Below are 25,605 nucleotides of genomic sequence, written 5' to 3'. Positions count from 1 at the left end.
ATATTCCCTGTTTTAAGGTGATTAGCAGCCGTTTTGTTTTTTCTTCGATATTCCTTCTATTATCAGCGGAATTACACATCCGACGGTGAATAGCGAACAACCGAGGAAGAAAATATGATAGTGATTAAACTCAGCACCCCAGAGCGTGATATGCCAGCCGCGCAGCCGGCTCATAATCATTCCGCCGATAACAGCCGCCGCCATAGAGCTGATTCCGATGAACATGCGGGCAATGGCAAAATAGGCCGCCCGGCCCTTCTCCGGAAAAATCTCCAGTCCGTAATTGGTTGAAAGCATCATGTGCGTCGAGCCGGCGGCGCCGTTGATGAACTGATACAAAATGATCGGCCAGACGCCCAGCCACGCCGATGAAACCCACAGCACCATACACAGTCCCATGCCGCCGGAAATAAATGCCAGCGGGCGGCGTGTGCCGCACTTATCGGACACTTTGCCCATAATTAAAAGCATGACGATGTTGATGAGGTTCGTAAGACCGAAAATCAGTACGATCCGTCCCATTGAATAATTCAGGTAGTCAAGCATGTACGCAGTGGTAAACGTCAGCATCGCTGTTCGCCCACCGGCCCAGCAGACATAAAACCAGATATAATTCCAGAGTTTGGGATTTAAATAGTTTACCTGGTCAACGTCACTTTTACTGCTGATAAATGATACCGGCTGCGGAATCCGGTCCGTTACGGAATTCATCAGCCAGATTGCCAGCACATGCGAAAGCGCAATACACAGAAACAGAATGGCGTACGCACCGAAATACGGCCAGCGCTGCGCAATCTGCCCGAACAGCAGCATGAGCGTTAACACACCCAGCGCCGAAATCACCCACTTCATGCTGGTAAACCAGCCGCGCATCGACAGCGGCACCAGATCACCGATCCAGCTTACTTCAATATTCCCCTGTACGCCGCTGGCACCGGCGAGGCCGAAAACAAACAGAATATAAAGCGGCAGACAGATAATTACGCGCAACGCCGGAAAAATTCCGGCAACAAGCATGAGTGCCACCAGCAGTGTACCGAAAAAAACGCCGGCGCTTAACGCCGCCCGCATTGCTTTTTTATTTGAACGGAACCGGCGCAGCAGTACCGCACCAACCCACTGCATAAGCGCGCCGGAAGATGTTACAACCGCAGAAATAAGTCCGAGATAAACGTCCGCTCCGCCCAGTGCGCGAACGACCACAGTGTGCACCGGAACAAATGCCGTTTCTTCGCTTTGATACATGACGGAACCGACACCGAATTTCAGCCGGTCTTTGCCCAGAATACTTTTATCCGTCACCTGATTACATTCGTTCACCAGATCGGGGCGCAATTCCACTGTTTTTTTCAACTTAAATAATCTCATGAGTCGTTTTCCTTTTATCAGACGGCAGATAAAATTTCTTTTTGACTGCATGCATTTTGTAACAATTCGATTTGCAAAATCAGGCTGCGCGGCAGATGAAACGGATCTTTCACCGGAAACACAACGGTACCGGTAAACGGTTGATTTTCACGCGTCAGTTTCTGCCGCCATTCACCGGCGTCCGGCATATAGAAATATTTTATACAATATTCAAAAATTCTGGCATACCACTCTTTCGCCCACTCCGCACCGGAAATCCGCCAGGCCAGCAGACAGGTATAAAGCGCCTCCGTGTGAGGCCACCAGAGTTTCATATCCGGCATATTCCAGCCGACCGGCGTTTTGCCTTCGGCATCTTTTGCCAGCAATAAACCGCCGCCGGACTCCTCATCCCAGCCGAATTCAAGATGCCGGCGGCTGATCTCCAGTGCGCGCAGAATCAAATCTGTCCTGCCGGTGGCCTGCGCAATATGAATCTGAAACCACATGTCCTCAAGAACGTGTCCCGGAACTACCGCACGACCGTCCGCGCCGGGGTAACGACCGCCGGTATCCGTCGTCCGTTCCACCAGCAGATCCCATTCCGGCTGGTAAAAATTTGTAAAAATTTCATCCTGCAGCGATCGCGCCAGAGCAATGTATTCATCGTCATCAAACAGATCGCCGAGTTCTTGAAACTTAAGCGAAAAAAGCATCGGAATTCCATGCACGCGCGCGCCGGCTGGAACCGGATACGGCGAATGCGGAATGGTATCGTGCGGGCGTTTCAGTGTAATGGCTGCCGCATCGGCTGTCCGGCGCGCCCATATTTCGTACACCGGATTTGCCGTCGCTTTAAACAGTTCGCCCAGTGCATACATCGCGAAGCCGTCTGTATAAATACTGGTGCAGCCTTCCAGTTCAGCACCCTCTTTGCTCAACCGGCTCCGCCACGCCTGATCTTTTTCACTCCAGCCGTATTTCAACACAAAACCGGCAATCTGTTCCGCCAGCGTCAGCCAGCGGGCCTCTCCGAAACTGTTATATAATCGCGCAAAAACCCATACTGCGCGCCACTGCCCCCACATAAATTTATCGCGACTCACCAGCGTGCCGTCATCTATTAAACAAGTGTTAAATCCGCCCAGCGGATCCGGACCGGTTTTTTCCCAAAACGGAATAATTTCTGTGAAAAGATGTTCTGTGAGCATGTTAAGCAGACTGTCCGGATCAAATGCCTTTCCATTCAGCACTGCATAATTCAGTTTGTCACTCATAACACCTCTCATAAATTAATATTCGGCATTCAGTATGTTTGTTCACTTAACCAAATTTTTGAGTCCCGATCTTCGGCGGGTGTTCGCGAAAAATGTATTCATCTCATTGTTCAGTGGTATACTTCCGCATCGCTGGATGAAGATATTCCAAAAATATTCTGCACCGTCAACTTAAATAATAAATAATTATTTGCACGGATTGATTTTGATACTGTTTTTATGAAAAATTTTATTTGGTCAAATTAATGTATATGAAAATTCTGCACAGATGGGTAGTTGGGTATAAAAGGTTTTTTGAATCGTGGCCTTCACAGATTTTTCCCCTCCGTTTCTCCCGATATCTGCCGGTTACTGCTTTATCGCCATTCACACTGAGCGGTTCTGTTGATTTAGATTTTTTAATAACGCGATAAACTATCAAATAAATATACCGTTTTCGTTACGTTTACTTCCAACACAAATAATCTCATATAAGGAAAATACGGTATTTATACGATTTAAGGTTTTATAAAATTTTCTACTCAAAAATAGATGCAAATTTTGTCGTATTTTTTAATTGAACCATTGACAAAAGTAAAAATAGGCATATTTTTCATCATCATATTTATAAGATTGTATTTTTCAGGAGAAAATGATGGAAAAAATAGTTATGGATGGCGGTCAGGCACTGATTAAGTGTTTAGAAGCGGAAGGCGTCGAGTACATTTTCGGCTATTCCGGCGGATCGGTTATTCCCGTTTTCGATGCGCTGGTTACAACCAACAGCAAAATCAAGTTTGTGCTGGTTCGTCATGAGCAGGGTGCCGCACATATGGCTGACGGTTATGCCCGTGCAACCGGAAAACCGGCGGTTTGCCTGGTTACAAGCGGTCCCGGCGCAACGAACATTATCACCGGTTTGCTGACGGCGCACATGGATTGTGTTCCGATGATCGCGCTGACCGGCCAGTCGGTTTCGTGGATGCTCGGCAAGGACGCTTTTCAGGAAGCGGATATTTTTAACATCACGATGCCGGTCGTGAAGCACAGCTATCTGCTGAAGACGGCGAATGAGATCCCGCGCACAATCCGCGAGGCGTTTCATATTGCAACGACCGGCCGTCCCGGTCCGGTTTTGATTGATATCCCGAAGGATGTTTCCGCCGGAGTTTTTACCGGTGACCTGCATGCGGAAATGGATATTCCGGGATATACAATTACGGATTCGATCGCTGTTGAACATGTGAAAGAGATTGCGGGAGCAATCAGCAAATCCAAGCGTCCGCTGCTGCTCGCCGGTCACGGCGTAACTATTTCCGGCGCAAGCGAACCACTTCGCCGGCTCGCCGAAAAGATGAATATTCCGGTTTTGACGACATTGCTCGGCAAGGGCGCCTTCCCTGAGACGCACGAACTGTCGCTCGGCTGGCCGGGCATGCACGGCACCGCATACGGCAATAAGGCGCTGTGTGCGTGCGACCTGCTGCTGAATATCGGTTCGCGTTTTGACGACCGCATTCTTGGCGACCCAAACTGTTTCTGCCGCGAAGCCACCGTTATTCACGTTGATATTGACCCGGCGGAAATCGGCAAGATGATCCAGCCGGATTATCACTGCGTCGCCGATGCAAAATTGTTTATTGAAGAGCTGACGAAGCACGCCGAACGCCTGGAGACCGGCGACTGGCTGGAGCAGCTGGACACCTGGAAGAAAAAATATCCGTTCAAATTCAAACGCGCCGGCAGTTTGAAAATGCAGCATATTATCGACGAATTTTACAAGCTCACCGCCGGCAAAGCGATCGTTGTTACCGACGTCGGCCAGCATCAGATGTGGGCCGGGCAGTTTTATAAGACCGATCATCCGAATAATTTTCTTAGTTCCGGCGGCGCCGGCACAATGGGGTTCGGCGTTCCGGCAGCGCTCGGCGCGCAGTTCGGCCGTCCGGACGAAACCGTTATTACATTCTGCGGCGACGGCGGTTTTCAAATGACGGGATTCGAGCTGGCGACAGCGGCGCTGTATAAACTTCCGGTAAAATTTGTTGTGTTGAACAACCATTATCTCGGCATGGTCCGGCAGTGGCAGGAGCTGTTTTATGATGACCGGAAAATCGGCGTTGATCTCGAAGGCAATCCGGATTTCGTCAAACTTGCGGAGGCGTACGGAATTAAAGGCTTTAACCTGCGCCGCCCCGGTGATGTAAAACGGATTGTCAAAGCTGCGCTCGATTATAACGACGGTCCGTGTCTGATTAATTGCGAAGTTGAAAAGACCGATAACGTCTTCCCGATGGTGCCTGCCGGGAAACGCCTTGAAGAGATGATCATCGAGGCTCCCCGTGCCGGAAAGAAACTGGAACGCCCGACAGGATCAACATAAGAAGGAAAAGACCGGACTTCATACAGGGCTTCCATGAACAACGGATTCCTGCAGGCTGGAGCCTGCCGGCTGAAGATTTTTAAAAGGAGTGATGATGAAAAGTAAACACGTTCACACATTAAGCGTTTATGTTTCAAATAAGCCCGGGGTGCTGGCGCGTATTGCACAGACATTTTCACGGCGCGGTTACAATATAGAATCGCTCGTTGTTTCACCGGCGATGGACGGGAATTTTTCGCGCATGACCATCGGTGTCAGCGGTTCACCGGAGGGTCTTGACCAGATTCTGCGGCAGGTCAGCAAACTGATCGATGTCATACGCTGTACCGATCACACTTATGACGATGTAGTGATCAAAGAGATGGGACTCATCAAAATTGCCGTTGATTCCGGCGGGCGCGGAGAGGCGCTGCAGATTGCCGAACACTTCGGGTGCAAAACGATCGACCTCACCGAAGAGTCGATGATTCTGCAAGTTGTCGGTGATCCGGAAAAAATCGATGCACTGGTTGAGATGATTGAAAAGTTTACCGTCATCGAACTCATCCGCACCGGCAAAGTTCTGCTTGCGCGGGGCGGGACAACAACGTGATGAACCGCAAAACATCGAACAAGGAATAATGAATTTCAAAGTTCAGCATTCCTTGTTCGGTATTCGAGATTCTATCCTGCCTTCGGCGGAATCATCGCCATAATATCGGCGGCGGGGCGCTGATTGCGGATAAGCTGCGCCATGGTGCGCATATACGGATCAATATGATGCAGGAATTTTTTATAGCCGGCACACAGCCAGTTCAGTCCGGGCTGCCCGTCCGGTGTGGTTAAAAAACGGTGCTTCGGGCATTCGCCGTGACAGACAAACATGACGTCACACTTTTTACAGTAGCCCGGCAGTTTATCAAATTTATCATTGCCGAACTGCCGCTGTTCCGGTGATGCCGCCAGATCGCTCATCGGCGTTTCAAGAATATTGCCGCGCCGGTAATCCGGATAAACAAAATGATCGCAGGCGTAAATGTCGCCGTTATATTCAATAATCATTGCATCGCCGCAGCGTTCGGAAAACACGCACAGCGGCGGCGGCAGATCCATCCAGCCGTTCAGCATCACATCAAAAATCTGCACGAACACGTTGCCGACGTCGTTGCGCACCCACTCGTCAAAAATTGCGACCAGAAAATCCCCATACTGCTCCGGCTGAACCGTCCACGGCATCACGCGGTCGTCCGTATCTTCTGCGAGCAGGTCCGGCGGCATGGCCAGCTGCAGCCCGAGGCGTTCCGCCGCATCATCCGGCTTGCGCTCAATGATCGGAATAAACTGCAGAAACGTGCTGCCGGTACCCTTCAAAAATTCATAAATTTCCAGTGCATATTGCGCGTTCTGTTTGGTCACGCAGGTCAGCGTGTTAAAATCAACCCGGTGCGCTTTCATCAGTTTTAACGACTTCATTACGCGGTCGAACGTCGGTTGTCCGCCGCGATACACACGGAATTTATCATGGATGTGGCGCGGGCCGTCGAGACTCAGGCCGATTAGAAATTTTTCTTTTGCCAGAAATTTACACCATTCATTGTCCAGCAGCGTGCCGTTGGTTTGAAACGCATTCTGCACCGGACGTCCGGCGGCGTACCGGCGCTGCAGTTCCACCGCTTTTTTAAAAAAATCAACTCCCATCAGCGTCGGCTCACCGCCCTGCCAGGCAAACAGAATTTCCGGCGTATTCTGTGATTCGCAATACTGTCTGACGTACGCCTCAAGTACTTCGTCGTTCATCCGGTGGACTTTTTGCTCATTGAACAGCGCCTCTTTTTCCAGATAAAAGCAGTACTTGCACGCAAGATTACAATCCGGCCCTGCCGGTTTTGCCATCAGATGAAACGGTCTTTTTCGATTTAGCATAAGAACCGGAACATACATTCCGGCACCGAAAAACACAAGCTGAAGACCGCCGGCAAAAAAGCAGCTATCGCACCGCTCTTTTTTTCAGCATAACCGTGTCCGCCGCCGGTGCAGTAAGCTGATCATTCAGATGGAGCAGCCGTCCGTATTCTTCCGCCGGAATGATTGCCGGCAGGAGTTGCGCCTGCTGCACAATGACAAGACGGCCGGTATCGGAAACACCGGAGCGGACTTCAACAAAACCGGCGTTCGCCGGAAGTTCAATACGAACCGTTTTCGGCATGACGCTGATTTCCCAGCCCGCCGGAATCGCGATGTCATAAGCAACGATACGGTTAACGGCGGTTTCTATATAAAACGGATGCGTGCGCTTGCTGGCGCGCAGTCCGAGCAGATCGCCAAGCCCACCGGGCAGGTTAAAATACATCCGGTCGCCGGCGCGCATCGCAAGAGCATCGACAACCGCAGTAAATTCAAGTTTGCCTGGATTTTCGAATGTGGTTGTTAATTCACCGGCAGCCCGTGCCGACTGTGAAATTCCGGTCAGCATACTCTGATATGCGCGCCGCTTTTCTTCCGGTGTGAATTGTGCAAACCGGCGGTGGAACAGTTCGAAATCTGTTCCGCGGAATGTTTCAGACACTTTCATTTCAGCCGCGCCGGTTTCATCAAGTGCAATCGTATACACCCTTTCGGTTCCGTCAGGGATCACCGGCGCCGGAAATTCGATCGCACCGGAATGTAAATTAATAGACGGCCGCAATGTGTGCTGCAATGTTCCGGGCACGGCGTATTGGCCGGTATCACCGAGATAAATTTTTTGTTTTGCATCGTTTTCCACCGCGACGAGCACGGTATTAAACTCATCGCGCTGCAATGCTGCAATTCCGGGCTGATTCACCGCGCCGGTACTGCGCGGAAGTTCCGACGAAAGAATAAAGCGCGGATTCAGTCTGGCTTCGGCGAGCAGCGCATAAAGCAGAACAGCGCGGTCGGCGCTGCCGCCGTAGCCTTCGGCAAGTGTGCGGTCTGCCGAAGAAATGGCAGAAAGCGGCAGTTGTGAAAATCCGGGACCGGCAGCACGCACAGTGCGGTCGACAAAATCCCGGATCGCTTTAATTTTCAGGTCGCGTGATTTTGCATTGCCGGTGATTTTTGTGACGAACTTGCGCGTGTTTTTACTTTCGCCGGCAGCGTTTTCCAGCGCTTTACGAACCTGCGCGGTGTATTCGTGCAAGTCACCGGTGGATGCGAGTACTGCCGGCGCTGCCAGCCACAGCGGCGGCAAATGATCTTCCGGTACGATCTGCGGTGGATGGTTCAGTGACCACTCGTACACCGTCAAATCACCTTCATGAAAAACACGCCGCTGAATGAATGGATCGGACGGCAAAAACTGTATCTGTATATGATGCGGCGCGCGGAACTGTATGATTTTTGATGCCGATGGATTAAAACTGCCGAGCAGTTCCGCCGTAGAAAAAAACGGCATGTTGGTATAAAACACCGTGGTGTGCGTATCAATCACGCTGCCGATTTCAACGCCGGGCAGAGTCGCAACGAGAATTTTTTCCGCCGGATAACGCGGCGCTTCACCGCACCAGCGTGCGTCCATCAGATTCACTTCAGTATTCGGGTCAATCGATTTTTCGGTGCCGTCCGGTGCCGTAACAACGGCATAATTCAGCACGGCCTGTGCCATGCCGGTATTATAAGCAAGATGCAAATCCGCCGTTTCATTTTTCCCGGCATACGTCAGCACTTTGCGTTTTACAAACCGGTCTTCGCGCCACTGCTGCGGGTTAGCAAATGTATAAAAAACTTTTTCGTCGAGGATCGCAACATCGGCATCCGGTGGGAAACCGCTGTTTGCCAGCACGGTACGTTGCCGCGCATTGCGCTCCGATATTTTCAGATTCTGTTTCAGCGTCAGATATTCTTCCGGCGAAAATTCCACCGTGCGCAGCATAACGGCGGCAGTGGCGGAAATCACATCTCCGGCAGCTTCCGCATGGCGCGAAATATAAAGCTGCGGTGTATCGATCGTTTCATATTCCGGCAGTGTGACAACAGTTTTGCCGCTGCGGCTTAAATCCAGCCGCACCGTTTCTTTTGTGCCGCAGGTAAGTTGAATCTGCAGCGGGTAGCGCCGGCGCTCAAGCCCGACGCCGGCACCGATCAACCGGCCGAAAAGCCCGAACTGATTCAGCAGTGTCGGTATCTGAAAAACGGATTCATCGGCGCCGGCGGCAAGAGCATGATCAATTTCAAACCGCAGCGTCAGTTGCAGCGGTTGTGTTGTGTCGCGCACCTCCTCCGGCAGAATTTTGAATTCTATCAGCCGTGCACTGCCGAACGCCTGTTTCAACCGCTCTTCAAAATAAGGCCGGCGCTCTTCGGGTTTTAGGGTTGCGAGCCGCCCGCGATAGATCGTGTCATTCACGCCGCCGAAATTCAGTTCCGCAGTGCCGGTGATTAAATTTTCACCGGCGAGTGCGGCATCGACAGTAATCGTTAACAGATTATCTTCCGGCGGCATGACCGTCGATGTATACAGCGTTTCACCTTCCGGTGTCGCAACCAGATAACTGCGGTTGTACAAATATCCCGGCAGCGGATCGCGCGTGTTTTCATTCGTCGGATCCATCAGCAGCCAGCCGCCGCCGTCGCGCACCGCCGTGATTGCATGATTGAACCACGGTTGCGGAACTTCGGCATCTTTTTTCGGGCCGACATTAATCAGCACCGGCCGTGCCTCAACGCCGGCGAGATTCAGCATCGTAACGAGCAGCGCCGCTTTGTCACGGCAAACGCCGTAACGGTTGTTAAATGTTAAATCCACATCGTGCGGTTCATAGCCCGGCGCCTCCTCTTCCAGCGTCAAGCCCATATAACGGATCTCCTGTGAAACAAAACGGAAAATAGTTTCAATTTTCTCCCGGCGGCCTGCCGCTCCGGCGATGAGTTCGTTCACTTTCGCCGCCATCACATCATTCGTTTTTTCGAGACGCGGCACAGAAAGATGCCAATACCATTTCGATAGGCTCTCCCAGTCCGGAATCGTGCTGAGCAGCAGACGCTGCGCCACCATATATGCCGCCGGCATGCCCGGCTCCTCAAACATGCGCGGCACATTGCGCACTTCCCAGCGGTAAATCATGCGGTCACCGGCGTCTGTTTTCGATGCGTGCACCGTGCCGGGAATTTCATCCTTTAATTCAATGCGTACCGGCGGCAGCGCCGCCGGCGCATCCACTTCATAAACCGCACGGCGGATTGGATTTTTATCCTCAAAAACAAAAATCTCGCTCCACGTGCCCGGCACTACAGTTTTATGATTTTCGCCGGAAACCGTATAACGCAGGATATCCCCGATTCCCAGATCCGGCACTGTCAGTTGAATCACTTTATGACCGGGATCATAAATGTTCGCGTTCATCTGACTCTGATCAATCGTCTCGCGTGTTTGCACTTCAAGATTCACCGGCACAATGCGCCCGTCCGGCTTAATAATTTCGGCGCGGTTGAAACGCGCAATGCCATACGACGTGCGGTAACTGATGCGTACCGCCGATTTTTCCTGCCGGCCCTTTTCGGTAAAAATTTTATACGCCATATCGCTGACATATTTTTCCGATCCATCCGGCTCATAGCGTACACGCGTTACATCATCAAGCAGCAGCAGATCGGCATCCGGAAAAACATTTGGCGTTAACGACAGCGACACTGCGCGCAACGATTCCACATCCAGTAAATCCGCCGGCAGTGACTGCGCAACGGCAAATGACGCAAAAAGCGCGGTGATAAAAATTAAAATCAGTTTTTTTATTGAGTTCATATTTGACGTTCAGGGTTAAGACATATCGCAAATCAGGAACACGGACGTTTGATGTTTTCCGGCAGTCTACTATCCACCGGCGATCAAATTCAATAAAAGATGCAGCATAAGCGAAACCGTATTTTAAAATAAAAAAAATCCCGTCCGTTTCCGGTCGGGATTTTTGCAACGGTTTACCGCGCCGAATTACGCAAGCGCATTTTTTGCGGTCTGAGCGAGTTTCGCAAATCCGGCTTCGTCATAGATGGCGATTTCAGACAGCATTTTGCGATTCAAGGTTACATTTGCTTTGGCCAGACCTTCGATGAAGCGGCTGTAGCTGATCCCGTTGATGCGGCAGGCGGCGTTAACGCGTACCGTCCAGAGACGGCGGAAATTACGTTTTTTCTGTTTGCGATGAACGTACGCCATCGCCTGCGCGCGGTCGACCGCTTCAGTTGCCTGACGGAAAAGTTTACTGCGCGCGCCGTAAAAACCTTTAGCAAGTTCCAGACGGCTCTTGCGGCGGCGGCGTGATACCGGTGCATTCGTTGCTCTTGGCATGGTGTATTACTCCTGATAAAAATTAAGCGTAAGGTATAGTGAGGGCAATGCGTTTCTCATCTGCAGCCGACACAATACTGCTGCTGCCCAGACGGCGTTTCTGCTTCCGGCTTTTACCCGTCAGAATGTGGCTTCCGCCCATGTGGGCATATTTCAATTTTCCGGTTGCCGTTTTCTTAAAACGCTTCGCCGCAGTTTTTTTTGTTTTTTGTTTCGGCATATTGATGCTCCTGAAATTGGTCCATAAAAGCGTGGTAATATAGATAAGTGCTCGCGCTGAGTCTAGTCTTTAAAGTAAAAAATTGTCAAATTCCCGCAGCATTATTTTCCTTGCTCCGCACCGTCGCCGCTTCGCCGCTGCGTGTTACAAGGCTGTACGGGGGAACGCTTTTCGTCAAAAATACGTTTCCGCCGATCGTTGAATGATGCCCGATCACCGTATCACCGCCGAGAATCGTCGTGTTCGCATAAATCACTACACCGTCGTCCACGGTCGGATGGCGCTGGACATGCTTCACCGGATAACCGTGCTCGTCGAGAGGAAAGCTCTTCGCGCCGAGCGTCACCCCCTGATAAATTTTAACGCACTTCCCAATCCGTGCCGTTTCACCAATCACCACGCCGGTACCGTGATCGATGAAAAACCCGCGCCCGATTGTCGCGCCGGGATGGATATCAATGCCGGCATGCGCATGTGTCCATTCGTTCATGATGCGCGGAATAATCGGCACATTCAACCGGTAAAGCTCGTGTGCCAGCCGGTGTGCGGCAATCCCGAGCAGTCCCGGATAGGCCAGCTTCACTTCGGCAAAACTCAGCGCCGCCGGGTCGCCGTTATACGCTGCGCGCACGTCATCAATCACCATTTCACGGATAAACGGCAGCTCTTTTAAAAAAAGCGACAGCACACGCACCGCTTCATTGTGAACATCGGTCTCCGGTGCAATCTTTTCGCGCTGCCCTGAAGCCGATTTCCACCGGAACGGAATCGCCGTTTCAATTTCCGGCAGCAGCAAATCGCGGAACTCTTTTAACTGCGCATTCATCCAGCGTTGTAATTCCTGTTGATTTGCCGGCGAAATTTTCGGGCACAGAATGTGCAGCAGAACTTTCAACGCTTTAACTACGTTGGCCGCCGCCGGAGAATTCCCCAGGATATTTTCCGGACGATCTTCATCGCCTGTCGAATATAATTTCGCCAGCGCCGCCGCCGTTTGATCAATCAATTCAGAAACCGGTTTCATGCGGTGAGTAAAATTGTTCTGCCCCCGGAATTCAACCCTAAAGCCCAAGCCAACCGGCTGATTCTCACTTAATGGTTATTTTCGAATTTTACTCCTCTGCATTACAGGTTATGGTTCTTTAAATGAATACCGGCGCTCTGATTGTGTTTCCGACCGAACTGGCAAAGCGGCAGTTCGAATGCCGGCGTGTCTGCGAAACCGGCGCACTGGATGCGTCACGCCATTTTACGCGCCGGAAACTCGAACAGCTTTGCATTCGCGCCGCGCGCCGCACCGGAATTTTACATGGGAAAATTCCCGGCGATGCCGAACTGGGTTTTCTGTATGAAGAAGCTGCCGCCGGAGTGTCATTTGCACCGCAAAATCCGCTTGCTGGAATTTCTGCCGGCGCACGCCGCAAAATTCTGAAAAAAACGGTGGAAACATTTTCCGGCTTCGCCGGCGATGAACAGCACATCATCGCCTGGCTGCTCGCGCATGCGCCGGAACATAAACTGCATGGGGCCGGACAGCTGCTCACAGCGTGGCAGAAGCTTTGCCGGGAAAAAAATATTGCCGACCGCTTTACTGTAAATACTGCGCTGCTGCAACTCGCAGAATCCGGCGAACTGCCGCCGGAAATGAATGCGGCGCAGGCAGACAGTAATGTCTGCCCTACGCCGAACTCCGGGATCATTTTCCGCGCCGTACGCTGGTTGAATCCGTTTGAAGAACGTTTTGTTGCCGCACTGAAAAACCGGCTCGGCGCAAACCGCGTTCAAGTTGTGTCCGTGCTGCCGGCATCGCATGCCGAGGCAGCCGAAGAGCGTTTGTGCGCTTCGGTGCACAGTGAGCTGATGCGCGGCGCCGAAGAACAGTGGACGCCGTGGCTCGAAGATTTTGCTGATGCACTTGAAACAGACGACAGCCATCTGCTTGAAGCCGAGTCGCGCGAGCGTGTCGCACTGTTTACAGCGGCACACCCGTATGGCGAAATTGAAGATGCCGCGCGCCGGATCGCGCGAGAAATTGAGTCCGGCAGAGCGCCGGATCATATTGCACTGATTCTGCGTAACCTCGGACCGTATACTGATATTATCCCCGACGTTTTCCGGCGTTTTAACATCCCCTGCTTTTTCCGGCGCGGCACGCCGGCACCGGCGCATCCGCGCGTTAAAGCGCTGCTCGCCCTGCTTGCGTTTCCGCAAAAACCGGCGCGCGACCGGCTGTGCGATCTGTTAACAATGCCGGGGATTGAGTGGCAAGATCTTAGTGCTGAAACGCGCCGGAATCTGGTTGAACGGCTCCACAAAAATGAACCGCCTTTTTTGCGCCGCCTGCCGCCTGAAGCCGCCGGGTTTTTTGAAAGCAGACGCGGCGTTCCCGTCGCATTCCCCCTAAAGAAATTAATTGCACAGCATTCACTCGAACTGCCGGAAGAAGTTTTAACGCTGATCGATGAAATCGCCGATTTCGAAAAAGCGCTGCCGGCGCCGGAGTTTTTATCACTGTTTGAAGAACTGCTCGAAAACGTTACGTTGAAAGATGAGACCGCAACCGAAAGCGGTGTATGGATTATCAATCCGATGGACGCCGCCGGTCTGAAATTTGAGTCCGTTTACATCGCCGGAATGGACGACCAGTCGTTTCCGCAAATTCCGGCGGCCGATGCACTGCTGAATGGTGCCGAACGTAAAGCGCTGCGCCGGTTTTTAGAAGAGAGGAAAATCTTCTGTCCGCGTCTTGCACTGCCGGAAACGAAAGCCGCGCTCATTCAGGAAGAAATTCTTTTTCTCACCGCAATGGGTACCGCCAAAAACTTTCTCACGCTTTCATTCACACGCGCCGATGCCGACGGCAAGGAGCGTGCGGCCGGCGAGTTTTTTGAACGCATGCGCGCCGTCACCGGAATTAAAACGCCGGAGCTCGGCGAATCATTTCACACCATTTTACCGCCGGAACTCTGCCGCGCCGAAGATGAAGTCCGGCAGACAAATGCGTCTTTGAAAAAAGCAGACGCGGCGCCCTCGCCGCGTCCGTTATGCACGGAAAAACGCGATGAAAACGTCGCGTCTATGATCCAGAAATGGATGGTGAGCAACCCGGAATTCAGTGCTACTGCGCTCGAATCGCTGGCATACAACCGGTTTGTATTTTTTCTCGAACACATATTAAAAATCAGGCCGGAACGCCTGCACGAAGATGCAACCGATCGAATGGATCGCGGCAGTATCCTTCACAATATCCTTAAAGAAATTTATTCCGCCATCGCCGGACAAAGCGGTGTTTATGCGAATAAAGTAGACGCGACGCCTTCGTCGCGCTCCGATGGAGAAGGAAACGCGACGAAGGCGTCGCGTCTACTTTCCTGGCAGCTCTCAAAAACAAAAATGGCGACATCTATTCCGCTCGCCGTATTCGATCCGGCGCATTCCGATGAAATGTTACATCTCGCGCATGAAATTATGCGGGACGAATTCCGGCGCGCCGAAAACAGCGGACGTCATCTGCTCGGACATCCGGCCGTTTGGGAAAATGAAAAACAGAAGATCCGGCGTATTATCGAAAATTATATTCAGCTCGATATCGACACCGCACAGGATGAAAATCGTTTCCCGGCGCTGTTCGAAATGAAATTCGGCAGTACCGCCGGAATGCCAGTGACCTTACAATCCGGCGACCAAAAAATTGGACTCAAAGGGAAAATCGACCGCATTGATTTAATTTTTAATTCCGGCGGCGAACTCGAACGGCTGCTGGTAATTGATTATAAAGGCAAATCGCACACCGCAAAGCCGAGTCAGCTCGAACAGGAAATTGCATTAAATCTGGATTGTCAGCTGCCGGTTTATACGTTTGCCGTTCAGCAGAAATTTTCCGGCGCATGCAATACGCCGGAACTGAATGCAAAAATTCAGGCAGTATATCATCTGCAGGAGCGCGATAATAAAAAAATGAAAAATCAGTTCACGGAAAACCGGATCTCAATGCTGCCGGACATTTCAGAACAGTTTTGTGCAAAACTTTTTGAAAACATCGCTCTGATCCGCTCCGGCGATCTTTCCACCGAGCCGCTTATTCAGCGCTATGAAGACTATTCTCACATCTGCCGCACCGAGGCAAGTGAGCCGAAAGATATGCTGAAATCCAGCGACAACTAAGCGTTAAGTTCCGGTATTACACGATTGGTTATGTGCATCAAAAATGAACTGAATTTTAGTTGCAACGCAAGTGCTATTTCTTAAAGGATTAAAGTTTTTGTCAACCGACCTCCGCAGAATCCAAAATTTGAGTCACGCGCAAAGGGGAATGTCTGCGCCATCTGCCCTCCGTATTTTTTCGGCGGTTCTGCGATAGAACGGTCAGTTTTTTGATCGTCACTAAAATGGAATATTCGCATTAACGGCGCACAAAGGGCTGCGTGCCTTCGCCGAAACATCTTTCTCACGATCCTCCGGTTTTTATAATTTTATAATCAAGCTTTACACTTTACGTTTCACGGTAGGATCCGGTAAATTCTCGGCTCATTTGTGGAAAATTTTAAAACCTGAAGGAGCAGTTTGATGCGTAAAAAAATTATTGCCGGCAACTGGAAAATGAATAAGACGGTCGCGGAAGCGGCGGCGCTGGTTGACGGTTTAAAGGTTGATCTTTCGAGCTTTAATAATGTTGAAGTGGTTGTCTGTCCGCCGTTTACGGCACTGAAAACAGTGAGCGATAAAATTGCCGACACTGAAATCAAGCTCGGCTGTCAGAATATGAGCGATCAGGACGACGGCGCGTACACAGGCGAAATTTCTCACACGATGCTCCGCGAGCTGTATGTAAAATATGTAATTCTTGGCCACAGCGAACGCCGCACCTATTACGGAGAAACGGATGCGTTCGTGAATTCAAAAGCAAAAAAAGCACTGGCAAACGGACTGCGCCCGATTGTTTGCGTTGGCGAAACGCTGGAAGAGCGCGAAGCGGGCGATACGAATAAAGTAGTTGAAGAGCAGGTGCGCGGCAGCCTCGCCGGCATTCCGGCGGAGCAGTATGCCGAACTGGTGATTGCCTATGAACCGGTCTGGGCGATCGGCACCGGAAAAACGGCGACATCAGAGCAGGCACAGGAAGTGCACGCTTTCATTCGCGGTATCGTGCGTAATATGGTCGGCAACGAAGCGGCGGACGGCCTGCGCATTCAGTACGGCGGCAGCATGAAGCCGAATAATGCAAAAGAGCTGATGGATCAGCCGGATATTGACGGCGGACTGATCGGCGGCGCGGCGCTCGAGGCGCGTTCATTTATTGATATTGTTAAAGCGGGAGTATAAGAAAAAAGGCATTAGGCCATGGGCTTTAGGCATTAGCTTTGAATTCCTAAGGTCTAAAGTCTAAGGTCTGGAGGTTTGAAATGATTATTATTCGTACACTGTTGATTATTCTTGAAGCGGCATGCAGCCTGGCGCTGATCGGTCTGATTCTGTTACAGAAGTCGAAAGACGGCGGACTCGGAATGGCATTCGGCGCCGGCGGTAACGATACACTGTTCGGCGCGCGCACCGGCAATGTACTGACAAAAGCCACGATTGTGATCGGCATTATTTTTCTAATAAATACGCTGGTGCTCGGCCTGATGTTCTCCGGCAGCGCTAACAAATCGCTGATGGACGGCGCGGCTGTTCCGGCGCCGGTAATGCCGGCCGCCGTACCGGCAGCATCTGAAATGCCGGTGATGCCGGCTGAATAATCTCCGGAGATCTGAGTTAAATGAAACGGCGGAACAGCGGTTGGGATTTTTTCCTGCCGGTTTCTGTCGTTTTTTTTACTTTGTTTCTTGGTTCTTGCGGGCGCGGCGAACTCGATTCGTTGCGCTTTGAAGAGGAACAGGTTCTTTACGGACAAACCCCCCGCGTACGCGGGTTTGATCCCGCGCGCGCCGGCGATGTCGCTTCCTCCATGATGATCGGCCGCATTTATGAAGGCCTGCTTGATTACGCCTATCTCGACCGCCCCTACCGCGTTCAGCCGCTGCTTGCCGAGGCGCTGCCGGAAATTTCCGGCGACGGACTCACTTATACATTCCGTGTCCGTAAAGGAATCTATTTTCAGGACGATAACTGTTTTCCCGGCGACCGGGGCCGCGAACTCACTGCCGAAGATTTTGTCTACTCCATCAAACGCGTTGCCGATCTGAAAACCATGTCTGCCGGCTATTGGGCGTTCAACGGCCGCATTGTCGGGCTTGATGAATTTCGCGCCGCATCCGCCGGCGATGCGCCGACCAACTATGACGCGCCGGTAGAAGGACTCTCCGCGCCGGACCGCTACACATTTCAAATTAAACTCGTCGAACCGTATCCGCAGTTATTGTGGATCATGGCCATGCATTATACATTTGCCGTGCCGCGCGAAGCGGTGGAATATTACGGCAAAGAATTCGTCAATCATCCCGTCGGCACCGGCCCGTTCATTCTTGAACGGTGGACACGCAACTACCGCATCGAATTTGTCCGCAATCCGAAATGGCAGGAAACCGGCCGCATCGAACTCTATCCCTCCACCGGCACCGCAGAAGACCGCACCGCCGGCTTACTGGATGACGCAGGGAAACAGGTTCCGTTCCTCGACCGTATCGTACAGTTCGTTGTCGACGATCCTACTACAACGTGGATGATGTTTCTCGCCGGCCAGTTCAGTTTCAGCGGAATTTCGCGCGACAACTGGGATGTTGTCATCACACTTGACAACGACCTGTCTGCCGAACTGCAGAACAAAAAAATTACCCTGCTCAAAGAACCGACACTCGATCTGTTTTATATCGGCTTTAATATGGACGATCCGGTCGTCGGCCCGAATAAAACTCTCCGGCAGGCGCTTTCATGCGCATTCAGCCCCGAACTGCTCGTCACTTATTTTAACGGACGCATCACGCCGGTGTATGGCCCGCTGCCTGATCCACTCGCCGGATTTAAACCGGGGCCGACCGCATACTCATTCGATCTCGAAAAAGCCGGACAGCTGCTCGCTGAAGCCGGCTATCCAAACGGCATAAATCCGGCCACCGGCCGGCGGCTGGAAATTGTATTGGAACTCGGCGGTGCAACGGCAGATATGCGCCAGATGGTCGACCTCATGGCGGGCATGTACGACAAAATCGGCGTTGTACTGAAAGCCGAATATAATAACTGGCCGGCGTTTCTCGATAAAATGGATCGCCGGCAGGCGCAGCTCTTTTCGCTCGGATGGGTTGCCGACTATCCCGATGCTGAAAATTTTCTGCAGCTGTTCCACAGCGCCAATGTTTCGCCGGGGCCGAACCATGCCAATTATGTAAATCCCGAATTTGATAAACTCTATGAACAGATGCGCACCATGCTGCCCGGTACCGCAAAAGATGCGCTGTGTGAAAAAATGGCGGATATCATCATCGAAGACTGTCCATGGATTTTCATGTATCAGCCGATGGATTTCGCACTCATTCACAACTGGATGCGCAACTATAAATCCCACAGTTTTCCGTACACCATGGTCAAATACCGGCGCGTCGACAATGCCGCGTGGGAGCAGTGGAAAAAAACGCACGGGGAGGAGGAATAATGCTGCGTTATATTCTCCGGCGTTCGCTGCAAATGATCCCGACGGTGTTCGGCGTAATTTTAATTACGTTCATTCTGTTTAATGTCGTCGGCGGAAGTCCGGCACGGCAGGTACTCGGCCCGCACGCGCAACCGAAATCGCTGGAGGAGTTCGACGAACTGCGCGGATTTAACAAGCCGCTTTTCCCCTTTTTTAAACGCGGTGTTCCAACGCGTGCCTGTGCAGATTCTGATTTCAGCCGCGCCGCCGGCGACTGGCATGGCATTCCGGGTGTAATCTGGATGAACGGCGCGATTATACTTGCGCCGCACGGCAGATATAACATCCCGCTGCGGTTTGCGCTGCGCGAAAATACACGGTACGAACTGAAAATAGACGCAACGTCCCCGGCGCATTTTGAAGACGGGAAACTTATTTTTAATGAACGCGACGAGGGCGTCGCGTCTACGTTTAAAACCGTTGTTAAGTTTGAAAATACGCCACCGGTAATTTTTACTGGCGATGCGCCGGTGAAAATTCAGTCGATACAACTGCTGCGCCTGAGAGAAAATATTTTTGATTCACAGTTTCTATTCTATTTAACCCAGCTCGTACACGCTGATTTTGGAATTTCGCACAGCACGAACCAGCGCGTTTCAACACTGTTGCGCGACGGCATTATTCCTTCGTTAACATTGGCTGTACCGATTTTTATCGCCGGATTAATCACTGCTGTAATTCTGTCGCTCTTCTGCGCGTACTGGCGCGATACATGGATCGACCGTTTCTTTATTGTGTTTTCCGTCGCACTGATGAGCATCAACTATCTCGTCTACATCGTCGCCGGACAGTATTACTTCGGTTATAAATTCGGCTGGTTTCCGGTGTGGGGCTTTGAAAGTATGCGCTATTTAATTCTGCCGGTTATCATCGGCGTCATCAGCGGACTCGGTGCTGAACTGCGTTTTTACCGCACTATCATGCTCGACGAAATGCACCGCGATTACGTTCGCACCGCGCAGGCTAAAGGCGTCAGCCGCGCCGGAATTCTGTTCAAACATGTTTTAAAAAACGCGATGATTCCCATTGTGACTAATGTCGTTATCGCGATTCCGTTTCTCTACACCGGCAGTCTGCTGCTCGAAAGTTTTTTCGGCATTCCGGGGCTCGGCTATCTCGGGATCAACGCCATCAATTCGGCGGACGTTGATGTTGTGCGCGCGATTGTACTCATCGGTTCCATATTGTTTGTTATCGCCAACCTCATGGCGGATATCTGTTATGCACTTGTGGATCCACGGGTGAAGCTGAAATGAAAAATCGCGAACAGAATACAGGACTGGCTTCCGGCCTGCCCGGGCCGGGATGGAAAATGCGGCGCAGACAGGAATGTCTGCCCCACAACTCTGCAGCCGTGGACAGGCTGGAAGCCTGTCCCACATTAAAAAATAATAATTCTCTGTGGCGTGATGCATGGCGGCGGGTGAAAAAAAACCGGCTCGCAATGGCCTGTCTGTGGATTGTGACGTTTTATACTGTACTGGCATGTTACGGCGAAGCGGTTTATCAATATTATAAAATCAAAGACCAAACTGCGTTCTATCAAAAAACTGATCTCGACATCGCCTATCAGCCGCCGTCCGCCGGACACTGGATGGGTACCGATGCGCTTGGCCGCGATGTGATGCAGCGCCTGATTCAAGGCACACGCATTGCCTATCGCGTCGGCGTTATCACGGCATTAATTGCTATTCCGATCGGCGTATTTTTCGGCTGCCTCGCCGGATATTTCGGCGGGCGTGTCGACGATGTTGTGGTGTGGTTTTATTCCACCGTGGCATCAATGCCCGGACTGCTTTTTATTCTCGCCATCGCCATGGTCGTCGGCAAAGGACTGCTTGGAATTTATCTTGGTATCGGTTTAACCACGTGGGTCGGACTTTGCCGCTTAATTCGCGGCGAAGTGATTAAACACAAAGAACAGGCGTATGTGCAGGCGGCGAAAACACTTGGACTCAGCTGGCCGCGCATACTGTTCCGCCACATTCTGCCGAACGTCTTTCACGTCGTCATCGTCACCTTCACTCTGCGGTTTCCGGCGTCTGTCAGCACCGAAGTATTCATGAGCTTTCTCGGCATCGGCGTTGTCGGCGAACCGTCATGGGGCATTATGATTAACAGCGCACGTATGCGCCTGTGGCACGGCGTCTGGTGGGAAATGGCATTCGTCACGCTTGCAATTTTTGGACTCGTCCTCGCATTTAATCTGCTTGGTGATGCGTTGCGCGATGCACTCGATCCGCGCCTGCGCACGGAGGAAAATTAATAAAAATGAAATGCGGGATGAAAATCTTTTCGGTGACGCAGACATTCCTGTCTGTGCTTCCGTCGGTGCAGCGGGCAGACAGGAATATCTGCCCCGCTCTACTTATTTTTGCGACGCTTTTATTTGCACTGCCGGCGCGTGCGGTGCAGGGCGTAAAATTAATTTGTGCCGCGCCGGTTTTTGATTTCGGCACCGTGAACCAAACGGCAGTTGTCACCAATGTGTTCGTTATAAAAAATGCCGGCGATCTAAGTTTTGCACTGCAGTCACTGCAAAGTTCATGCAGCTGCACCGCCGTGAAAATTGACAGGCGGATGATCGGCCCCGGCGAAAGCGCCAGCGTGACGGCGGTGTTCACCGCCGCCGGACGCAGCGGGTTGCAAAAACGCACGATCCAATTGATTTCCGCTGATCCGGCGGTGCCGCCGTTTACACTTTATGTGGAAGGTTTTGTTGAAACAACACCGGTTTCTGATTAAATCAGGCATTCATTATTTAAGGAGAAAAACTATGGCTGGCATTTTTAAAGCGTACGATATTCGCGGCATTTACGGTCGAGATCTGACGGAAGACATCGCGTTCAAAATCGGACGCGCGGTGGCAACATTCCTCAAGCCGAAAAAATTTGTTATCGGTCACGACATGCGCCCGCACTCCACGCCGCTTTTTGAGGCGATGGCCAAAGGACTTTCCATGCATGGTGTGAATGTTATTAACATTGGACTGGTCTCTACACCGATGTCCTATTATGCCAACGGTAAACTCGGGGCCGACGGCAGTGCCATCATCACCGCCTCGCACAATCCCGGCGAATGGAATGGTATGAAGATCTGCCGCGAACAGGCGATTCCGGTTTCCGGCGCCACCGGCATTGCCGATATTGAACGCATTGTAAATGAAGAAACCTTCGATGCACCCGCAACCGCAGCCGGCGAAATTGAAACGTATGATATTAAAAAAGAGTATTATGAGCACATCCGCGCGTTTGCCGACATGCGCGCACCGCTTAATGTCGTTATCGATTATGCAAACGGCATGGGCATTCTTGAAGCCGGCACTTTCACTGATGACATATTCAATATTACACCGCTGTACGACACACTCGACGGAACCTTTCCGAATCATGAAGCCAATCCGCTTGACCTTAAAACACTCACCGACGTTTCCGCCAAGCTGAAGTCAGGCACCTATGATTTCGGTATCGCGTTCGACGGCGACGCCGACCGCGCCGGTTTTCTGGATGAAAACGGCGATGTTGTCACGATGGATATGATCACTGCACTCATCGCGCAATCCATGCTTGAACAATTCCCCGGCGCCGCGATTTACTACGACCTGCGCAGCAGCTGGGCGGTGAAAGAAGTCATCGAAGAGGCCGGCGGACGTCCAATGATGAGCCGCGTCGGCCACGCCTTTATCAAAGCGCAAATGCGTGAGGCGGATGCTGTATTCGCCGGCGAGCTTTCCGGGCACTATTATTTCCGCGACAACTATTACACTGAAAGCTCTTCGCTCGCTGCCGTCTGCGTTGCCAGCCTCGTCAGCAAAACCGGTAAAACACTGTCCGAACTTGTTAAGCCGGTCAAACGCTACTTTGCGTCCGGCGAAATTAATTCAAAAGTTGACGATGTTCAGGCGGTGTTTAAACGTCTTGACGAAACATACGGCGACGCACATCGCTTCCAGCTTGACGGCAATTCCTATGAATATTCCGACTGGTGGTTCAACGTCCGTTCATCCAATACCGAGCCGCTCGTCCGCCTCAACCTCGAAGCTAAAACACCGGAACAAATGACTCAAAAACGTGACGAAGTTCTCGCGCTGATTCGTATGTAAATCGCCCATAAATTATACGAAGTTCCACGCATGAAATAACAGATGGGATCTCGAAGTTGTGTTTTTTTCGCCGGAGTCGTAAAGGGCGGCATTTTGCATGGAAGCGCGAGCTCGCATGCCCCAACCTCGCAAATCATTGAATCATTTTAAAAACTGAACCGGCTGCCGGCATAGACCTCCAGATATTCACCGGGGAAGTTGATGCGCAGTTCGACGCCGGCAGAACCGCCGGTGCAGTGTGCCGGTCCAAATATTTTTACTCCGCGTTTTTTCATTTCATTCAATACCGGCAGTGACGCCCCGGGTTTGGCGCCGGGAATAAAAAATCCGCCGAAGATGGCGTAAATTCCCATGTTGCCGGTGACTCTCCCGGCGGCGTGCATGATGTTGATGGCGCCGGCGTGCGGACAGGCGGTGAGCAAGACGGTGCCGCGTGGAGTTTCAACAAAGAGTGTTTGATCGTCCGGAACGCGGCACGGCACGGTACAGTCTTTATCGAAATAAAAATTACGGACCAGCCACTGCCGTGATCACGTGGAATTTCGCCGCTCATCCAAACTCCTGAAATAATTTCTACCGGTTCTGCGGAAGCGATCAGTCCGCCGCACGCTGCCTCAAGTGTTTCCTGCGTATAAAACGGCAGCCCGATTTCGCGCGATTTTTTCCCGCCGGGCTCGCGCCGGTACTGCGGCTGGAACACCGCCGGATGACAGTATATTTTTGCATGCGGTGCATATTTCAGAACATTGCGCAGTCCGCCGGTGTGGTCATAATGTCCGTGACTTAGCAAAACCGCCTCGATGCGGCGCAAATCCAAATTCAATTCGCGCGCGTTGTGTTCAATGGCAAGCCCCTGCCCTGTATCCCATAGAAAAATATGATCGTCTGCTTCAATCCACAGCGACCAGCCGTGTTCGGCAAGCAATCCTTTTTTAAACACGCAGTTATTGGACAGCACAGTAACATTCAACGCTTGAACCATATATGCTCCAGCAGTTCGAATAGCGGCGCAGCATTAGAAAAATCGTTTAGAACCAGATCGGCGCCGGCGGCATGCAGCGCCGGTGCATCAAATCCGCCGGCGGCCACGGCAACAGCGGACATATTATTTTTTTTCGCCGCGAAAATATCATTCGGTGTATCCCCGATTAATATACAGCGCGCCGGATTTCCAATGCGTGCTAAAACACACCGTGCAATTTCAGCACGGTCTTCGTAACTGCCGCAGCCGAACCCGCGTTTGTCGAAAAACTCAAGCAGTCCGGCATATTTAAGTTTAGAGCGCGCAGTCGGCAGAATATTGCCGGTGATGATCCCGAGGTTCCAGTCTGCGACTAATGTTTGAAGCAGCGGCTTAACATTAACAAACACTTCCGGTGCATGTTGTGCGAGCCGTTCTTCCACCGCCGGCGCTAGGCAATTGAAAAATTTCCGCTCCATTTCCGGCGTCAATATTTCACAGCGTTCGGCGGCGACACGGCGCAAAACTCCAAGAATTGAAAAATTTCCGCTCCATTTCCGGCGTCAATATTTCACAGCGTTCGGCGGCGACACGGCGCAAAACTCCAAGATCGGTTGCACCGAAAAAGTTGATGTGTTCAACGCCCTGCTCCCAGCCGAATGCATGATAAAAGGCAATGGGGAATGCTTCGCGTCCGACGCGATGGGCATGAAGCAGTGTTCCGTCGATATCAAAAAATATCCACCCGCGCGGCATAAGGCTCATCGGCCTCCGGATAATCCGCCGATGCGAGTTGTTGCAATCACCGCAATCGCAACAATTCCGACGATAACAAGAATGCTGATCAGAATAACCATCATGATTTCAAACCGCTGAGCTTTTGCAAAGCGCCATTGCAAAAAACGGAAATACGGGGTAATTTTTGTCTGCCGGACCGCGCGCGCGGGACCCTGCCGCGGTGAAAAACTGGTTTCGAGCTTAGCATGCCCGAAAGATACGTTGCGCCATTTTTTCACCGGCAGCCGGACTACGCCGACGGCAGATTTCGGTGCTGATTCATACGTAATGCCGGTGAGCGCCGTCAGAAAACTGTCCAGCACCGCACCGTGCACGACCAGCACGACGGTATGATCAATATTGTTTAGCGAGCGGACAACTTTCAACATGGTTTTTTCGTCTGCACTATAAATCCGCTCGTCCACTTCCACCGGTTTGAAAAACTGAGCGGCATAGGCTTCGGCGCTGGCATAGGCGCGCACGGCGGAACCGCAGACTACAGCATCTACATCAGGTATGATTTCGGCCAGTTTGGCAGCCATTATCCGCGCATCACACCGGCCGAGCGCACTCAACCCGCGATCGTGATCGTGCGCCGGACAGAACTTTTCTGCTGCCGCCGGCCGGACTAGAATCAGTGTTTTCATTC

22 protein-coding genes are annotated in these 25,605 nt (G+C 51.7%); 10 read left to right on the top strand and 12 right to left on the bottom strand.

Annotation, left to right across the window (positions count from 1 at the left end; genetic code table 11):
- Positions 1-21: 21 nt before the first annotated feature.
- Positions 22-1,368 (bottom strand): MFS transporter, encoded by a 1,347-nt coding sequence (locus WC959_07045; protein ID MFA5688886.1) that lies wholly within the window; start codon positions 1,366-1,368, stop codon positions 22-24.
- A 17-nt stretch (positions 1,369-1,385) separates the two neighbouring features.
- On the bottom strand, positions 1,386-2,624 hold the full coding sequence (locus WC959_07040) for an AGE family epimerase/isomerase (GenBank protein ID MFA5688885.1): 1,239 nt from the start codon (positions 2,622-2,624) through the stop codon (positions 1,386-1,388).
- Positions 2,625-3,258: 634 nt separating this feature from the next.
- On the opposite strand from WC959_07040, the gene ilvB reads away from it, so the two are divergent.
- Together ilvB and ilvN are read left to right on the top strand one after the other, a co-directional pair.
- Entirely contained in the window at positions 3,259-4,986 is a 1,728-nt protein-coding gene (gene ilvB / locus WC959_07035; protein ID MFA5688884.1) for a biosynthetic-type acetolactate synthase large subunit, read from the top strand.
- Between the two features lie 91 nt (positions 4,987-5,077).
- Positions 5,078-5,578: an acetolactate synthase small subunit gene (gene ilvN, locus WC959_07030; GenBank protein ID MFA5688883.1), complete on the top strand. Its 501-nt coding sequence runs from the start codon at positions 5,078-5,080 to the stop codon at positions 5,576-5,578.
- Positions 5,579-5,649: 71 nt separating this feature from the next.
- Here the strand turns inward: ilvN and WC959_07025 are convergent, their stop codons facing one another.
- The 5 genes from WC959_07025 to WC959_07005 form a co-directional block, all read right to left on the bottom strand.
- Positions 5,650-6,888 carry an anaerobic sulfatase maturase gene (locus tag WC959_07025; GenBank protein MFA5688882.1) on the bottom strand — a complete coding sequence of 413 codons (1,239 nt, stop codon included), beginning with the start codon at positions 6,886-6,888 and terminating at the stop codon, positions 5,650-5,652.
- 64 nt (positions 6,889-6,952) lie between these two features.
- Positions 6,953-10,726 (bottom strand): DUF3857 domain-containing protein, encoded by a 3,774-nt coding sequence (locus tag WC959_07020; protein ID MFA5688881.1) that lies wholly within the window; start codon positions 10,724-10,726, stop codon positions 6,953-6,955.
- 186 nt (positions 10,727-10,912) lie between these two features.
- Positions 10,913-11,269 carry a 50S ribosomal protein L20 gene (gene rplT / locus WC959_07015; protein MFA5688880.1) on the bottom strand — a complete coding sequence of 119 codons (357 nt, stop codon included), beginning with the start codon at positions 11,267-11,269 and terminating at the stop codon, positions 10,913-10,915.
- Between the two features lie 22 nt (positions 11,270-11,291).
- Positions 11,292-11,489, bottom strand: a complete 198-nt coding sequence (gene rpmI, locus WC959_07010; protein ID MFA5688879.1) for a 50S ribosomal protein L35 — start codon at positions 11,487-11,489, stop codon at positions 11,292-11,294.
- Between the two features lie 85 nt (positions 11,490-11,574).
- A complete protein-coding gene (locus WC959_07005) occupies positions 11,575-12,513 on the bottom strand; it encodes a serine O-acetyltransferase (protein MFA5688878.1) in 939 nt (312 codons plus the stop codon).
- Between the two features lie 122 nt (positions 12,514-12,635).
- On the opposite strand from WC959_07005, the gene WC959_07000 reads away from it, so the two are divergent.
- The 8 genes from WC959_07000 to WC959_06965 all read left to right on the top strand — a co-directional run bounded on the left by WC959_07000 (position 12,636) and on the right by WC959_06965 (position 23,218).
- Positions 12,636-15,653: a PD-(D/E)XK nuclease family protein gene (locus tag WC959_07000; protein MFA5688877.1), complete on the top strand. Its 3,018-nt coding sequence runs from the start codon at positions 12,636-12,638 to the stop codon at positions 15,651-15,653.
- A 402-nt stretch (positions 15,654-16,055) separates the two neighbouring features.
- Positions 16,056-16,811, top strand: a complete 756-nt coding sequence (gene tpiA / locus WC959_06995) for a triose-phosphate isomerase (GenBank protein MFA5688876.1) — start codon at positions 16,056-16,058, stop codon at positions 16,809-16,811.
- Between the two features lie 80 nt (positions 16,812-16,891).
- The gene (gene secG / locus WC959_06990; GenBank protein ID MFA5688875.1) at positions 16,892-17,227 is read left to right on the top strand and encodes a preprotein translocase subunit SecG; all 336 of its coding nucleotides are present in this window, start codon (positions 16,892-16,894) and stop codon (positions 17,225-17,227) included.
- Between the two features lie 20 nt (positions 17,228-17,247).
- A complete protein-coding gene (locus tag WC959_06985) occupies positions 17,248-19,077 on the top strand; it encodes an ABC transporter substrate-binding protein (protein ID MFA5688874.1) in 1,830 nt (609 codons plus the stop codon).
- A complete protein-coding gene (locus WC959_06980; protein ID MFA5688873.1) occupies positions 19,077-20,372 on the top strand; it encodes an ABC transporter permease in 1,296 nt (431 codons plus the stop codon). The genes WC959_06985 and WC959_06980 overlap by 1 nt, the downstream gene beginning before the upstream one ends.
- Positions 20,369-21,382, top strand: coding sequence for an ABC transporter permease (locus tag WC959_06975; GenBank protein MFA5688872.1), 1,014 nt, complete (start codon positions 20,369-20,371; stop codon positions 21,380-21,382). Before WC959_06980 ends, WC959_06975 begins: the two co-directional genes overlap by 4 nt.
- 17 nt (positions 21,383-21,399) lie before the next feature.
- Complete coding sequence (locus WC959_06970) at positions 21,400-21,861, top strand: DUF1573 domain-containing protein (GenBank protein ID MFA5688871.1); 462 nt, start codon at positions 21,400-21,402, stop codon at positions 21,859-21,861.
- A 31-nt stretch (positions 21,862-21,892) separates the two neighbouring features.
- Positions 21,893-23,218, top strand: coding sequence for a phosphomannomutase/phosphoglucomutase (locus tag WC959_06965; protein MFA5688870.1), 1,326 nt, complete (start codon positions 21,893-21,895; stop codon positions 23,216-23,218).
- A gap of 146 nt (positions 23,219-23,364) precedes the next feature.
- Here the strand turns inward: WC959_06965 and WC959_06960 are convergent, their stop codons facing one another.
- From WC959_06960 to WC959_06940, 5 genes are read right to left on the bottom strand one after another with little or no spacing between them, the layout of a single operon-like run.
- Positions 23,365-23,493, bottom strand: coding sequence for a hypothetical protein (locus WC959_06960; protein MFA5688869.1), 129 nt, complete (start codon positions 23,491-23,493; stop codon positions 23,365-23,367).
- 5 nt (positions 23,494-23,498) lie between these two features.
- Positions 23,499-24,200, bottom strand: a complete 702-nt coding sequence (locus WC959_06955; protein MFA5688868.1) for an MBL fold metallo-hydrolase — start codon at positions 24,198-24,200, stop codon at positions 23,499-23,501.
- Entirely contained in the window at positions 24,185-24,658 is a 474-nt protein-coding gene (locus WC959_06950; GenBank protein ID MFA5688867.1) for an HAD hydrolase-like protein, read from the bottom strand. The genes WC959_06955 and WC959_06950 overlap by 16 nt, the downstream gene beginning before the upstream one ends.
- Before the next feature lie 16 nt (positions 24,659-24,674).
- A complete protein-coding gene (locus WC959_06945) occupies positions 24,675-24,944 on the bottom strand; it encodes a hypothetical protein (GenBank protein MFA5688866.1) in 270 nt (89 codons plus the stop codon).
- Positions 24,941-25,603, bottom strand: a complete 663-nt coding sequence (locus WC959_06940; protein MFA5688865.1) for a hypothetical protein — start codon at positions 25,601-25,603, stop codon at positions 24,941-24,943. Before WC959_06940 ends, WC959_06945 begins: the two co-directional genes overlap by 4 nt.
- Positions 25,604-25,605 lie beyond the last annotated feature (2 nt).

The sequence above is a fragment of the Kiritimatiellales bacterium genome (genome assembly GCA_041656295.1).
Taxonomy (GTDB): Bacteria; Verrucomicrobiota; Kiritimatiellia; order Kiritimatiellales; family Tichowtungiaceae; genus Tichowtungia.
Note: the sequence above shows the minus strand (reverse complement) of the source record. Positions and strands in the feature narration are given on the sequence as shown.

What these genes read in the sequence shown, in the direction of transcription:
- WC959_07045 (MFA5688886.1), bottom strand. Translation starts at nt 1,368, where the DNA reads ATGAGATTATTTAAGTTGAAAAAAACAGTGGAATTGCGCCCCGATCTG.
- WC959_07040 (MFA5688885.1), bottom strand. Translation starts at nt 2,624, where the DNA reads ATGAGTGACAAACTGAATTATGCAGTGCTGAATGGAAAGGCATTTGAT.
- ilvB (MFA5688884.1), top strand. Translation starts at nt 3,259, where the DNA reads ATGGAAAAAATAGTTATGGATGGCGGTCAGGCACTGATTAAGTGTTTA.
- ilvN (MFA5688883.1), top strand. Translation starts at nt 5,078, where the DNA reads ATGATGAAAAGTAAACACGTTCACACATTAAGCGTTTATGTTTCAAAT.
- WC959_07025 (MFA5688882.1), bottom strand. Translation starts at nt 6,888, where the DNA reads ATGCTAAATCGAAAAAGACCGTTTCATCTGATGGCAAAACCGGCAGGG.
- WC959_07020 (MFA5688881.1), bottom strand. Translation starts at nt 10,726, where the DNA reads ATGAACTCAATAAAAAAACTGATTTTAATTTTTATCACCGCGCTTTTT.
- rplT (MFA5688880.1), bottom strand. Translation starts at nt 11,269, where the DNA reads ATGCCAAGAGCAACGAATGCACCGGTATCACGCCGCCGCCGCAAGAGC.
- rpmI (MFA5688879.1), bottom strand. Translation starts at nt 11,489, where the DNA reads ATGCCGAAACAAAAAACAAAAAAAACTGCGGCGAAGCGTTTTAAGAAA.
- WC959_07005 (MFA5688878.1), bottom strand. Translation starts at nt 12,513, where the DNA reads ATGAAACCGGTTTCTGAATTGATTGATCAAACGGCGGCGGCGCTGGCG.
- WC959_07000 (MFA5688877.1), top strand. Translation starts at nt 12,636, where the DNA reads ATGAATACCGGCGCTCTGATTGTGTTTCCGACCGAACTGGCAAAGCGG.
- tpiA (MFA5688876.1), top strand. Translation starts at nt 16,056, where the DNA reads ATGCGTAAAAAAATTATTGCCGGCAACTGGAAAATGAATAAGACGGTC.
- secG (MFA5688875.1), top strand. Translation starts at nt 16,892, where the DNA reads ATGATTATTATTCGTACACTGTTGATTATTCTTGAAGCGGCATGCAGC.
- WC959_06985 (MFA5688874.1), top strand. Translation starts at nt 17,248, where the DNA reads ATGAAACGGCGGAACAGCGGTTGGGATTTTTTCCTGCCGGTTTCTGTC.
- WC959_06980 (MFA5688873.1), top strand. Translation starts at nt 19,077, where the DNA reads ATGCTGCGTTATATTCTCCGGCGTTCGCTGCAAATGATCCCGACGGTG.
- WC959_06975 (MFA5688872.1), top strand. Translation starts at nt 20,369, where the DNA reads ATGAAAAATCGCGAACAGAATACAGGACTGGCTTCCGGCCTGCCCGGG.
- WC959_06970 (MFA5688871.1), top strand. Translation starts at nt 21,400, where the DNA reads ATGAAAATCTTTTCGGTGACGCAGACATTCCTGTCTGTGCTTCCGTCG.
- WC959_06965 (MFA5688870.1), top strand. Translation starts at nt 21,893, where the DNA reads ATGGCTGGCATTTTTAAAGCGTACGATATTCGCGGCATTTACGGTCGA.
- WC959_06960 (MFA5688869.1), bottom strand. Translation starts at nt 23,493, where the DNA reads ATGAAAAAACGCGGAGTAAAAATATTTGGACCGGCACACTGCACCGGC.
- WC959_06955 (MFA5688868.1), bottom strand. Translation starts at nt 24,200, where the DNA reads ATGGTTCAAGCGTTGAATGTTACTGTGCTGTCCAATAACTGCGTGTTT.
- WC959_06950 (MFA5688867.1), bottom strand. Translation starts at nt 24,658, where the DNA reads ATGGAGCGGAAATTTTTCAATTGCCTAGCGCCGGCGGTGGAAGAACGG.
- WC959_06945 (MFA5688866.1), bottom strand. Translation starts at nt 24,944, where the DNA reads ATGAGCCTTATGCCGCGCGGGTGGATATTTTTTGATATCGACGGAACA.
- WC959_06940 (MFA5688865.1), bottom strand. Translation starts at nt 25,603, where the DNA reads ATGAAAACACTGATTCTAGTCCGGCCGGCGGCAGCAGAAAAGTTCTGT.